Genomic DNA, 12,044 nt, shown 5'->3' on the forward strand with positions numbered 1-12,044 from the left:
GACTCCCGGCGTACAACGCGGGGATTCGCGAACAAGCTGCGGTTTTGTGTCTGTCTATGACCTTAGATGACGTAACGTTCGTCTTCATGGTCGCCCGGGTGGTCCTTGACCAGACCGGCGGCGAGGGTGTTGCCGTCGATGGGGTCGATCACCAGGAAAGCGCCCGTGCGACGGTGATGCAGGTAGTTCTCCAAGGGCAGCGCCGCGGCAAGGCGAAGCTGCGCGTGCCCGATGTCGTTGAGCTCCAGCGTGGACGTGGGCTCAACGTTGAACGTGGCCAGGTCCAGCTTGCCGCTCACGGCCCGGACCAGCGCCTGGACCGTGCGCGTACCGTGCTTCACCAGCACCTTCTGGCCTTCACGCAACGGCTTCGGTGAGAGCCAGCACAGCGATGCGTACAGGTCGGCGGTGCTTTCGCGGACCGTTCCTGCGGCGGCGATGGTGTCGCCACGGGCGATGTCGATCTCGTCAGCCAAGCGGATGGCCACCGACTGCGGGGCTGCTGCTTCCTCAAGCGAACGGCCTGCAAAGTCGATCCCCACCACGGTGGTGATGCGAGGTTCGTGGCCTGGGCTCAGAACGGTGACTTCATCGCCGATTGTGACGGAACCTTCAGTGATTTGGCCTGCGTAGGCACGGTAGTCACGGTAAGCCTCGACGTCGAGCCCGCCAGCCACAGCGTCGGGAGCCAAAGCGCCCTGCGGGCGGATGACCAGCTGGACCGGGAAGCGGAAGCTCTCCAGCTCGGCTTCAAGCTCATCTGCGGCCGGGAGGGTTTCAAGGACTTCAAGCAGCGCCGGACCCGTGTACCAAGGGGTGCGTTCGGAGCGGTCCACCACGTTATCGCCATCAAGCGCGGACACGGGAACCACCAGCAGATCAGCAACGCCATCGGAACCAAGGCCCAGCTCACGCGCAACCTGCTGCACGTCCGCTTCAATGTCCCGGAACACCTGCTCGCTGAAGTCCACGAGGTCGATCTTGTTGACGGCCACAATCACGTGGGCCACGCGCAGCAGCTGCAGCACGGACAGGTGGCGGCGGGTCTGCTCCAGGACACCCTTTCGGGCGTCAATAAGCACGACGACGGCATCCGCAGTGGAGGCGCCCGTCACCGTGTTCTTGGTGTACTGAACGTGGCCGGGGCAGTCCGCCAGGATGAAGCTGCGGCGGTCCGTGGCGAAGTAGCGGTACGCCACGTCGATAGTGATGCCCTGCTCACGCTCGGCACGGAGGCCGTCGGTCAGGAGGGCGAGGTCGATCCCACCCTTTTCCCCACCAAAGCCGCGGTCGGCAGAAGTGCGGGCAACGGCGTCGAGCTGGTCAGCAAGAATCGCCTTGGAGTCGTGAAGGAGGCGGCCCACCAGAGTGGACTTGCCGTCGTCGACAGATCCGGCAGTTGCGAAGCGGAAGAGCGTGGACGGAAGCGGCGCAGACTCGAGTCCGTCTTCCAGAAATGCGGTTTCGGTGCTCATTAGAAGTAGCCGTCCTTCTTGCGGTCTTCCATGGCTGCCTCGGAGATGCGGTCATCTGCACGGGTGGCGCCACGTTCGGTCAGGGTGGAGGCCGCGACTTCAACTACGACGTCGGCCACAGTGTAGGCGTCGGACTCGACGGCACCGGTGCAGGACATATCGCCCACCGTCCGGTAGCGGACCGTCTTGGTAATGACGTCCTCATGCGGCAGCGGCTGGGAAACCTCGCCCACCGCACGCCACATGCCGTCACGGGCGAAGACCTCGCGCTCGTGGGCGTAGTAAAGGCCGGGGAGCTCGATGTTCTCACGCTCGATGTAGCGCCAGATGTCCAGCTCGGTCCAGTTGCTGATGGGGAACGCGCGGACGTGCTGGCCAACCGTGTGGCGGCCGTTGTACAGGTTCCACAGCTCGGGGCGCTGGTTGCGCGGATCCCACTGGCCGAATTCGTCACGGAGGCTCAGGATGCGCTCCTTGGCACGGGCCTTGTCCTCGTCACGACGGCCGCCACCGAACACGGCGTCGAACTTGTTCTTCTGGATGGCGTCCAGCAGCGGAACAGTCTGCAGCGGGTTACGGGTACCGTCGGCACGCTCGGCCAGTTCGCCGCGGTCAATGAACTCCTGCACGGAACCCACAACGAGCTTCAGGCCAAGACGCTCCACGGTGCGGTCACGGAAATCGATGACCTCCGGGAAGTTGTGGCCGGTATCGACGTGCAACACCGGGAAAGGAACCTTGCCCGGCCAGAAAGCCTTAGTGGCCAGGTGCAGCATGACCACGGAGTCCTTGCCGCCGGAGAACAACAGCGCGGGCTTCTCGAACTCGGCCACAACCTCACGAATGATGTGAATTGCTTCCGATTCCAAAGTGTCCAAAGAAGAGAGGCGAGCCGACTGCAGAGCCGTAGCAGCAGATGCCGCCCCGGGAGTGGGCGCAACGCCGAATGCCGCCCCCGCCCCTTCGCCGCGCGGCTGATCTTCGATCAGCCCGGCGCGCGGCTCCGACAGGCCCGATGCCACTCCCTGGGCGGCATCCGGCGTTGCGTTGGTTGTGTAAGTGCTCATGTGTGTAGTCCGCATTCTGTCTTGTCGGATCCTGACCAGCGGCCTGCCCGGGAGTCTTCGCCCGGGGCCACTTTGCGGGTGCAGGGCTGGCATCCGATGGACGGGTAGCCCTGGCTCAGGAGGGGGTTGACGGGGAGGATGTTGTCCTCGGAGTACTCCACCAGCTGGTCGAAGCTCCAGTCCACCATGGGGTTCACCTTGACCAGGCCGAAGCTCTCGTCCCAGGTGACCACGGGGGTGTTGGTGCGGGTGGGGCCTTCGTCGCGGCGCACGCCGGTGAACCAGACCTCGTAACCGGTCAGGGCACGGCGGAGAGGCGCGACTTTGCGGAGTGCGCAGCACTGGCCGGGGTCGCGGGCAAACAGATCCTTGCCGAGCAAGCTGTCCTGTTCAGCCACCGTGTGCTCCGGGAGGACGTCCACAACGTTGACGCGCAGGTTCGCCGCAACTTCGTCGCGGGTCTCATACGTTTCCTTGAAGTGGTAGCCCGTCTCCAGGAACAATACGTCGACGCCCGGCAACTGGTCGGCAACCAAAGCGGGCAGGACGGCGTCGGCCATTGAGCAGGCCACGGTAATCGCGGGCAACTCGAAGTTCCGGGCCACCCAGGCGATGGCTTCGCTCGCGGAGGCGTTCCAGCCGAGCTCAGCAGCTCCGGCTTCGGCCAGCGCCTTGAGCTCGTCGTTGGATCGCTTGAGGGCTGTGGTCACTGCAGGTCTCCTTCATCTGCGGAGTGTGCCCACTCTGCGAAGGTCTGGCCCTCGGCGCCGACTTCGACGAACTTACGGACCACACGCTCCACGTAATCGGGCAGGTCTTCCACCGTGACCTTGAGGCCGCGGACGGTACGTCCCAAGCCGGCTTCCTCGCGTTCGTTGTTGGCCAGCCCGCCACCGAGGTGGACCTGGAAACCCGGGGTGGGGTCGCCGTCGGGCGTTGGCAGCATCATGCCCTTAAGGCCGATGTCCGCGGTCTGGATACGGGCGCAGGAGTTCGGGCAGCCGTTGATGTGGAGGGACAGTGCCGTGGGCAACTGCTTGGTCTCCACGAGGTCGGCCAGGCGGCGTTCCAGTTCGGCGATGGCCGTGGCGGCGGTGACCTTGGTTTCCACAATCGCGAGCTTGCAGAACTCGATGCCCGTGCAGGCGATGGTGCCGCGGCGGAACACGGACGGGCGGGCGGAAAGGCCCAAGGTGTCCAGTTCGCTGATGAGCGGCTCCACCTGGTCCTTGGCGACGTCGAGGATGACAAGCTTCTGGTGCGGAGTGGTGCGCAGGCGGTACGTGCCGTGCTGCTCCAAAGTGTCGGCCAGCTTTACGAGGGATTCACCGGACATGCGGCCCACCGTGGGCGTGACGCCGATGAAGAAGTTGCCGTCCTTCTGCTCGTGGACGCCGATGTGGTCACCGGGGGCGTTCGGCTTGGGAGCAGCAGGACCGTCCGGAAGCTTGAAGCCAAGGTATTCGTCCTCGAGGATCTGACGGAACTTTGCCGGGCCCCAGTCATTCATGAGGAACTTCAAGCGGGCCTTGGTGCGCATGCGGCGGTAACCGTAGTCGCGGAAGATGCTGGTGACGCCGAGCCATACTTCGGCGGCGACATCCGGGGACACGAAGACACCCAGGCGTTCGGCGAGGCGCGGGTTGGTGGACAAGCCGCCGCCAACCCAGAGGTCGTAGCCTGCACCGAGTTCGGGGTGCACGACCCCAACCAGGGCGAAGTCGTTGATCTCGTGGACAACGTCCTGGGAGGGGTGGCCCGTAATCGCCGTCTTGTACTTGCGCGGCAAGTTGGCCAGCTCGGGGTCGCCGATAAAGCGCTCGGCGAGTTCGTGGATGAGCGGCGTGGGGTCGATGATCTCGTCTTTGGCGATACCTGCCACCGGCGAGCCGAGGATGACACGCGGAACGTCGCCGCAGGCTTCAGTCGTGGAGAGGCCAATGGACTCGAGGCGGCGCCAGATTTCCGGCACGTCCTCAACGCGAATCCAGTGGAGCTGGATGTTCTGGCGGTCCGTGAGGTCGGCCGAGCCGCGGGCGAAGTCCACGGAGATCTGGCCAATGACGCGGAGCTGCTCTGTGGTCAGCGCGCCGCCGTCGATGCGGACACGCAGCATGAAGTACTTGTCTTCGAGTTCGTGCGGTTCAAGCGTTGCCGTCTTGCCGCCGTCGATCCCGGGCTTGCGCTGGGTGTAAAGACCCCACCAGCGGAAGCGACCGTGCAGGTCCGTGCCGTCGATCGAGTCGAAGCCTTCTTTGGAGTAGACAGACTCAATGCGCTCACGGACGTTCAGCCCGTTGTCTTCCTGCTTCCAGGTTTCGTTGGCGTTGAGGGGCGTGGTGCCGTCAACCTTCCACTGACCGTGGGGCTTGGCGGCAGGGCGGGTGCGTGCTGGGCGCGAGGGGACTGCGGCGTCCGCGGGCGCACCGGCTACAGCTGTATCTGTCATACATCGAGGGTAGGTCTGGCCAGTTTTCGCCAGCAAAGGTCCGGAAACGCTAAGTCACCTAGGGAAACATTTCGTCACGAAGCACTTTTCGGCCTTGTCCCGCAGTCGCACCCATGCTGCGTGCAAAGGCGCGCCTGAAGGTGTGTTTTCGGGGTTTTTCCGGTTTTTGCAAGGGTCACATCACTTGACAAGGCGCGCTTGTCACAAGCGCGCCGACGCAGCTTGCTCCTCGCCTCGGGGCGCCGGAAACGTGCGACCTATGACGCTGCCGCAAGCACCGAGTCGTACCTTTCCAAGGCAATCTCCGCGAGGACACCTGACGGCAACAGCGGCGCCGTAACAACGTCCGCCCCGGCCGTGAACAACTGGTCGTGGAAGTACCCGGTAGCCAGGAGGTAGGAGGCTACGAAAACCCGGCCACCTCCCGAGCCGAGTTCCTCGCGCAAGGAGGCAACGCCGTCGGGCACTGTTGGCTGCGCGCTGGCACCATAGGCGACCCGCACCTTGTTCGGCAGCAGTTCGGCGAGCAGTCGCGCCTGTTCCTCGGAGTCCACCGAACCGTCCGGAAGTGACGATCCTGCGGCGGCCAGCAGCACGCCGTCGTTCTCGTTCAGTCCGGCTGCGCGCAATTGGGCGGCGAGCAGCTCCGCGAGCCGCGGATCCGGACCCAGCGGCCTGGCGGCCACTACCTCGGGCCGGCTTTTTATGGCCTTTGGCACGTCAACCTTGATGTGGAAGCCGGTGGAGAGCAAAAGCGGTACGACGACGGCGGCAGTCCCCTCAGGCAGGCCCTCCACCACACCCGACAACTCGGGTTCCTGTACGTCCACGTACGCCTCAAGCACCTGCAACCCGGGGCGGAGGGCTTCGATCTCGGCCATGACCTGGCGGATGGCGGCTTGGCCCTCGGCGTTGCGTGTTCCGTGGGCGCAGGCGATCAAGACGGGGCTGTTCATGGGAGCTAGCGTAACGTTGAGGCAGCATCTGTTGAGAACCGCAGTAAGAAAGAACCCGTCCATTTGATTTCCATTGACATTGTTCTTTTGTGGCTCGACTTGGCCGGCGTGTTCTTTTTCGCGGTCTCGGGGTCGCTGCTGGCTGCGCGGAAACAGTTCGACATTCTCGGCTCCGTTCTCCTCGCGTCGATCGTCGCCCTGGGCGGCGGCGTCATCCGCGACATCATCATCAACGACGCTCCCCCGGTCGCATTCACCAATCCGGTGTACCTGCTCCCGCCGGTGCTCGCCGCGCTGCTGGTCTACTTCCTGTTTTCTTCTGTCCAGCGCTTTACCTCGCTTTTGACCCTGTTCGACGCCGGCGGGCTGGCGCTGTTCTGCATCACCGGCACGCTCAAGGCCATCACCGCGGGAATGAACCCCGTGGCCGCGATCCTTCTGGGCGTCACCACAGCGGTGGGTGGCGGCTTGTTGCGCGACATCACGGCAAACGAGGTTCCTACGCTCTTCAACGCACGCGACCTTTACGCATTGCCGGCCTTTCTCGGAGCGGGGCTCACCACCCTTTTGTGGCATCTGGGACTGTTCAGCGGATTGACTGCTTCCGTTGTTGCCGGGGTGGTTTTTGTGTTCCGTGTGACCGCGTGGCGCAAGGGCTGGTACGTGCCCCTGGCCGTCCGCGGATGGCAGCGCACGGGGGTCGGGTCTACGGGAAATCCGGGCCCCCGCGATTAGCTAGGATAAGAGCATGACTGACATGTTCCTCGAGAAATTCCGCGCGCTGGTCCCTAAATATCTCGAGGATGAATGGCAGGAAGAGGACGGCCTCACGCCCGAAGAGTTGGACGACGCCCTCGCCGATCACTCCTTCACCATCCCGCTGGTCCTGCGCGAGTTCTACCTCGCACTCGGCGGTTGCGAGGACGTCATGGAGGCCTACCACTACTTCTGGGACCCCGAGGAACTTGAGGTGGATGACGAGGGCTTCCTCATGTTCCTTGAAGACGAGGAAGAACAGTTCACATGGGGCTTCCGTACCGGCGATCTCAGCATCCCGGACCCCATCGTCTGGCGCCGCAACAACGCCCGCGGCCAGTGGAAGAGTGAAGAAGGTACGTTCTCCGAGTTCGTCTTCGACATGTTCGAATGGGCCTTCAACGACGAAGACTAAGCTTTTCGCTCAGCAGCCCCCGCGCTTTTGGTAGCGCGGGGGCTGTTGTGTTTCACCTGCTGTTGGCGCCGTGGCTTGTACCGCCGCTACCTACTTCGAGCGAGGATCCGACGGAACACGCCGTAGTGGACGGCTTGGGGCCGCCTTTTTGGCCGCGAAGTCAGTCGTGGCGGTACAGTGCCTGGCTCAAATTACGACGGCGGCTGGCTGGCTATGTATCGGAAGGGGCCGTAGCGGCCAGCTTCCCTGTTGCGAAGCACGGTCAGAACTTCGTCCACCATTCGCTCCGGGTGATACACAACGTCTGCATAGTAGTAATGCAGGCTCATGAGGCCGCTGCGCAGGCCAGCATTGTTCCGGTAGTGGTCCTTCTTCACTTGTTTGGCCTCGAAGTGTGTGCCTCCGTCGAGTTCGACGATCAGACAGTCCTCAATGAGACAATCCACCTCCCCTACTCCTGGGACTTCCGCGTGCATCTCAACCTTGAGGCCAGCGGCAGTGAAGTGCCTGTGTGCCAACACCTCCAGGAGTGAGTCGGCCCGCGGCAACACCAGATTTAGGATGGCTCGGAGTTGTCCATTCCGGTTGCCAGTCATTTTTTCTCCCAGAAATTTGGTCGTCAGCAATGCTTGGCTCACTGCGCTTTGCACCATGACCAGTGCTTCCAGTTCCGGCAAACACCTCATGGCATGCAGCAAAACGTCTGCCACTCCAGCCACAGGCAAGTAAGGATGAGCCGGGTGCCGGCACTCGCCGTGGTGCACTACCCGCCGCCGAGCCAACCCCGTTCCGCAACTAAGATGCAGATCCTCGGCATCGTGAAGGGTCCACAGCTGGTAGAACCGGGCCGCCGAAACACATGTCAGCTTTCCGTTAGCCCGGAACGCGGCAACAACACCAGGATCGGCATCTTTGGAGACATATACGCCCCGGTGCAGTCTGGCGATCCGGGAGGACGTGACCGCATTCGCCAGTTCCCGGCGACTAAACCCTGCGGTGTAGAGGGATTTGGTGGTCGCTGCCCCGTGGCGCATCCGAAGAAACTGATCAATGTCCATGAGCCCATGCTGGGACTCCTGAGAATCAGGCGTCAGGGTCGAATGGCGCTATGTGGACAACCGGCCGGGCCTCCAGCACCCACTTTGAGGGCGCGATCGGATAGAACAGACCTTCATTCCGGCGTGTCATGGGGTTTCAGGAAGCAAAGTGGGTGGTGACGGCGCGGGGGATCTGTAAAATCGCAGCACTCGAATGAAAAACCTCATTGACCCACAAAGTTGCATATGTGACAGGTTTGTCATAAGCTATTCACGGATCCACTAAATGCCTCCGGTGGGTCTGATGCGAACGGAGATTGTGGTCCCGGTTCGGTGCAGCGTATGACTCGTAACGTTGCAGCGGACCGGGGCCATTCCGTTTTAAGCAAAGAAGATCCCCCACGCCAGGCGTACCGCCACGACCCACATTGCCGCCGAAAAAGTGGGACACGCCGCGGAACAGGGCTTTTTCACCGACCTACCCAACCAAAGTGGGTCGTGGCGGTACACGAAGCAACAAAAAGGCAGGCATCCGTGCCCCTAAATGGATCAGATGCCTGCCTTTTGAAAAAACCGGAGCTTAGCTGCTGCGGTCCACCACAGCGTGGGCGAAATTGGTTAGCGAGGCCTTTACAACGCCCTCGGGCAGCGGGGCCAAGGCCGCGATGGCTTCATCGGACCACTGGCGCGCGATCTTCCAGGACTCCGCAGTGACAGGGTGCTCGCGCAGGCCGGCGACAGCAGAAGCCAGAGCGGCGTCGGAGGACAAGTCGCCGTCAACGAGTTCCAGCAGGGAGCTAGCGGACGCATCCCCGGCAGCAGCATCGCGTCGCAGCAGGAGTACGGGCAACGTGGGCACGCCTTCGCGGAGGTCTGTCCCCGGGGACTTGCCGGATTTAACCTTGACGCCGGTGACATCGATGACGTCGTCGGCAAGCTGGAAGGCCACGCCAACCTTTTCGCCGTACTCCACCAGCACGTCCTCGTACTCGGGAGCGGCCCCGGCAAAGATCGCACCGAGCTGGCCGGAAGCGGCAACGAGGGAGCCGGTCTTGTCAGCGATGACGGACAGGTAGTGCTCCACGGCGTCTTCGTCCTCGCGCGGGCCCACGGTTTCGTGAAGCTGGCCGAGGCAGAGGCGCTCGAACGTCCTGGCCTGGATCCCCAATGCGCGGGAACCGAGCTCGGACACGAGGATGGACGCGCGGGCAAAGATGAGGTCGCCGGTAAGGATGGCCACGGAGTTGCCCCACACTTCGTGGGCAGTCGGAGCGCCGCGGCGGAAGGGGGCGGAGTCCATGACGTCGTCGTGGTACAGGGTGGCAAGGTGTGTCAGCTCAACCACCACGGCAGCCTGGACAACCTCGGGACGCGAGGCATCGCCAAGGTGGGCACACAGCAGGGTCAGCAGCGGACGGATGCGCTTGCCGCCGGCCTCCACCAAGTGACGCGACGTCGCATCAGCCAGTGGATCGGAGTTGGAGATGGCTTCACGGAGCTTCTTCTCCACGCGCGCAAGGTTGGTGGTAATGGCGGGGCCCAGTTCGGCATCCCCTGCGATGGCGGCAAAACCGGCGGGCAGCTGGAGCCCCGTAGCGATCGCGGTGGTGTTGGGGGCAGGCTCAACAGACTCCGGCAGGCCGTGTCCGGCATGCGTCCAGCTGTGTTCGGGAGAGTTGGTCACGGCTTAACCCTAACTAGTTGTTGCGGAAACCGCGGTGTCGGAGCCGGCCACCGAAACAGCACGGGCAGAGGAAGTGTTGGACGTGGCCGGCACGAGCATTTCGAGGACCCGGATGACCCTGTCCTCGAAGCCCTTCGCCGACGGGTCGGTGAGGTTGGCAAGCATCCGCACCACAAAGCGCATCAGCACCGGAATCGGCATGCCCGTGCGCAGTGCAAGCTTCATGACGGCGGGCTTCCCGATCAAGAAAGCAAAAGCACGGCCCAAGGTGAAGTGCGAACCCCACTGGTCCCGCACATAGTCCGCGTACCGCGAAAGGTGCGCATCGGCGTCGTGCGTGGTCCAACCGGCGGAGGCGGACCGCGAAGCGGCGTCCACAATAAACTCCGCCGCGAACCGTGCCGACTCCATGGCGTAGGAGATGCCTTCGCCGTTGAACGGGGACACCATACCGCCGGCGTCCCCCAGCAGGAGCAGCCCGGGCGAGTAGTGCGGCGTGCGGTTGAAGCCCATGGGCAGTGCGGCCCCGCGGATCTCCCCCACTTGGTTTTCGGGCGTGAATCCCCACTCGGAGGGCATGCCGGCGGTCCATTCGCGGAGGACCTGCTTGTAGTCGAGCTTGCCGAATTCCTTGGAGGAGTTGAGGATGCCGAGGCCGACGTTGGAGGTGCCGTCGCCAACACCGAATACCCAGCCGTAGCCGGGCAGGGGCTTGCCGGACTTGCCGGGGAGTTCCAGCCAGCCTTCCATCCACTCGTCCTCGTGACGAGGCGAGGTGAAGTACGTGCGGACGGCGACGCCCAGCGGACGATCGTCGCGTTTGTGCATGCCCAGCGACACGGCGGTTCGCGTTGAGTTGCCGTCCGCGGCGAGTACGACGTCGGCATGGAAGTCGCGCTGTTCGCCCGTCTTGCGTCCGGACTCGTCAAGGATGGCGGCGCGGGCGCCGATGACACGGCCGTCTTCGTCCTGCAGCGCGGTGGTGACGCTGTGGCGTTCAAGTACGACCGCACCGGCAGCCTGGGCGTGGCGGGCCAGGTCCTCATCGAAGCCAAGGCGGGTACGGATCAGTCCGTACGTTGGAAAGTCGGATACTTCGGGCCAGGGCAATTCGATGGTGCGCCCGCCGGCAATCAGGCGAAGGCCCTTGTTCCGGCGCCACCCCTCGTCAACAGCGTGGGGCAGTCCAAGCTTCTGGACCTCCCGGACCGCGCGAGGGGTGAGGCCGTCGCCGCACACCTTTTCGCGGGGAAAGGACGTCTTTTCCAGGACCGTGACGTCGATGCCTGCCTGGGCGAGGTAATACGCGGCGGTGGACCCGGCGGGGCCCGCGCCAACTATCAGTACTTTCACGTTGTCCTAAGTCAGCCCGACTGGGTGCCGGTCTGCCGGCGGGGTTTGATCTGGCGGCGCAGCTTGGCGACGGGAACACTTTCGCGGTGCTCGGCCGGTTTTTGGGCGCGGTGGACGGCAACGATTCCACCACTCAGGTTGCGGTATGTGATATCGGTCCAGCCGGCATCGGCCAGCCATTGGGCAAGGTGGTCCTGGTCCGGCCAGGCACGGATGGACTCCGCCAGGTACACGTAGGCGTCCGGGTTGGAGGAGACCTTGGTGGCGATGGCCGGCAGCGCACGCATCAGATATTCGGTGTAAAGGTTGCGCCACAACGGAACCACGGGCTGGGAGAACTCGGCGATGACCAGGCGACCGCCGGGCTTGGTGACGCGAAGCATCTCGGCCAGGGCTTTGTGGGGTTCGTTGACGTTGCGCAGGCCGAAGGAGATGGTGCTTGCATCAAAGCTGTTGTCCGCGAACGGCAGGTTGGTAGCGTCGCCGGCAATGAAGTCAATGTCCGGGCGGCGGCGCTTGCCCACTTTGAGCATCCCCAGGGAGAAATCGCACGCGACAACATCCACGCCTGCATCGGCATACGGCTCGCTGGAGGAACCCGTTCCCGCGGCGAGGTCCAGAACGCGCTGGCCCGCCTTCACATCCATGGCATCCACGACGATCCGGCGCCACCGCCGGGTCTGTCCCATTGAGAGAACGTCATTTACGACGTCGTATTTGGGGGCGACATCGTCAAACATCGTCGCAACTTCGTCCGGACGCTTTTCCAAGGATGCTCGGTTCACCCTGCAATTGTCGCAGACATTCCGCCAAGTTTGCTGCCTTGTAGAAGAAGGGGAGGGTTCTGCTTGC

At 63.5% G+C, this 12,044-nt stretch carries 11 protein-coding genes; 2 read left to right on the forward strand and 9 right to left on the reverse strand.

The window, feature by feature from the left end; genetic code table 11:
* Window positions 1-62: 62 nt before the first annotated feature.
* The 5 genes from AB0N65_RS13795 to AB0N65_RS13815 form a co-directional block, all read right to left on the reverse strand.
* Window positions 63-1,475, reverse strand: coding sequence for a GTP-binding protein (locus AB0N65_RS13795; protein ID WP_364162377.1), 1,413 nt, complete (start codon window positions 1,473-1,475; stop codon window positions 63-65).
* A complete protein-coding gene (gene cysD, locus AB0N65_RS13800) occupies window positions 1,475-2,542 on the reverse strand; it encodes a sulfate adenylyltransferase subunit CysD (RefSeq protein ID WP_364162380.1) in 1,068 nt (355 codons plus the stop codon). The genes AB0N65_RS13795 and cysD overlap by 1 nt, the downstream gene beginning before the upstream one ends.
* The gene (locus AB0N65_RS13805) at window positions 2,539-3,252 is read right to left on the reverse strand and encodes a phosphoadenylyl-sulfate reductase (RefSeq protein ID WP_364162383.1); all 714 of its coding nucleotides are present in this window, start codon (window positions 3,250-3,252) and stop codon (window positions 2,539-2,541) included. Before AB0N65_RS13805 ends, cysD begins: the two co-directional genes overlap by 4 nt.
* Window positions 3,249-4,991 (reverse strand): nitrite/sulfite reductase, encoded by a 1,743-nt coding sequence (locus AB0N65_RS13810; protein ID WP_364162386.1) that lies wholly within the window; start codon window positions 4,989-4,991, stop codon window positions 3,249-3,251. The genes AB0N65_RS13805 and AB0N65_RS13810 overlap by 4 nt, the downstream gene beginning before the upstream one ends.
* Before the next feature lie 257 nt (window positions 4,992-5,248).
* Window positions 5,249-6,010 (reverse strand): sirohydrochlorin chelatase, encoded by a 762-nt coding sequence (locus AB0N65_RS13815; RefSeq protein ID WP_364162389.1) that lies wholly within the window; start codon window positions 6,008-6,010, stop codon window positions 5,249-5,251.
* Between AB0N65_RS13815 and AB0N65_RS13820 the strand changes: the two genes are divergently transcribed.
* Window positions 6,011-6,682 (forward strand): trimeric intracellular cation channel family protein, encoded by a 672-nt coding sequence (locus AB0N65_RS13820; RefSeq protein ID WP_364162392.1) that lies wholly within the window; start codon window positions 6,011-6,013, stop codon window positions 6,680-6,682.
* A 13-nt stretch (window positions 6,683-6,695) separates the two neighbouring features.
* Window positions 6,696-7,118 (forward strand): hypothetical protein, encoded by a 423-nt coding sequence (locus tag AB0N65_RS13825; protein ID WP_364162394.1) that lies wholly within the window; start codon window positions 6,696-6,698, stop codon window positions 7,116-7,118.
* Between the two features lie 191 nt (window positions 7,119-7,309).
* Here AB0N65_RS13825 and AB0N65_RS13830 read toward each other — a convergent pair whose 3' ends face one another.
* The 4 genes from AB0N65_RS13830 to AB0N65_RS13845 all read right to left on the reverse strand — a co-directional run bounded on the left by AB0N65_RS13830 (window position 7,310) and on the right by AB0N65_RS13845 (window position 11,977).
* Window positions 7,310-8,176, reverse strand: a complete 867-nt coding sequence (locus AB0N65_RS13830; protein WP_364162397.1) for a type IV toxin-antitoxin system AbiEi family antitoxin domain-containing protein — start codon at window positions 8,174-8,176, stop codon at window positions 7,310-7,312.
* A gap of 559 nt (window positions 8,177-8,735) precedes the next feature.
* Entirely contained in the window at window positions 8,736-9,839 is a 1,104-nt protein-coding gene (locus AB0N65_RS13835) for a polyprenyl synthetase family protein (RefSeq protein ID WP_364162400.1), read from the reverse strand.
* A gap of 9 nt (window positions 9,840-9,848) precedes the next feature.
* Window positions 9,849-11,192, reverse strand: coding sequence for a geranylgeranyl reductase family protein (locus AB0N65_RS13840; RefSeq protein WP_364162403.1), 1,344 nt, complete (start codon window positions 11,190-11,192; stop codon window positions 9,849-9,851).
* 11 nt (window positions 11,193-11,203) lie between these two features.
* Window positions 11,204-11,977 carry a demethylmenaquinone methyltransferase gene (locus AB0N65_RS13845; RefSeq protein ID WP_364162406.1) on the reverse strand — a complete coding sequence of 258 codons (774 nt, stop codon included), beginning with the start codon at window positions 11,975-11,977 and terminating at the stop codon, window positions 11,204-11,206.
* Window positions 11,978-12,044: the final 67 nt, after the last annotated feature.

Origin of the sequence: Paenarthrobacter sp. NPDC089322 (assembly GCF_040684895.1) — a bacterium.
GTDB lineage: Bacteria > Actinomycetota > Actinomycetes > Actinomycetales > Micrococcaceae > Arthrobacter.

Excerpts from the sequence above, each read along its gene's own strand:
- AB0N65_RS13795 (WP_364162377.1), bottom strand. The coding sequence starts at position 1,475 with ATGAGCACCGAAACCGCATTTCTGGAAGACGGACTCGAGTCTGCGCCG.
- cysD (WP_364162380.1), bottom strand. The coding sequence starts at position 2,542 with ATGAGCACTTACACAACCAACGCAACGCCGGATGCCGCCCAGGGAGTG.
- AB0N65_RS13810 (WP_364162386.1), bottom strand. The coding sequence starts at position 4,991 with ATGACAGATACAGCTGTAGCCGGTGCGCCCGCGGACGCCGCAGTCCCC.
- AB0N65_RS13815 (WP_364162389.1), bottom strand. The coding sequence starts at position 6,010 with ATGGACGGGTTCTTTCTTACTGCGGTTCTCAACAGATGCTGCCTCAAC.
- AB0N65_RS13825 (WP_364162394.1), top strand. The coding sequence starts at position 6,696 with ATGACTGACATGTTCCTCGAGAAATTCCGCGCGCTGGTCCCTAAATAT.
- AB0N65_RS13830 (WP_364162397.1), bottom strand. The coding sequence starts at position 8,176 with ATGGACATTGATCAGTTTCTTCGGATGCGCCACGGGGCAGCGACCACC.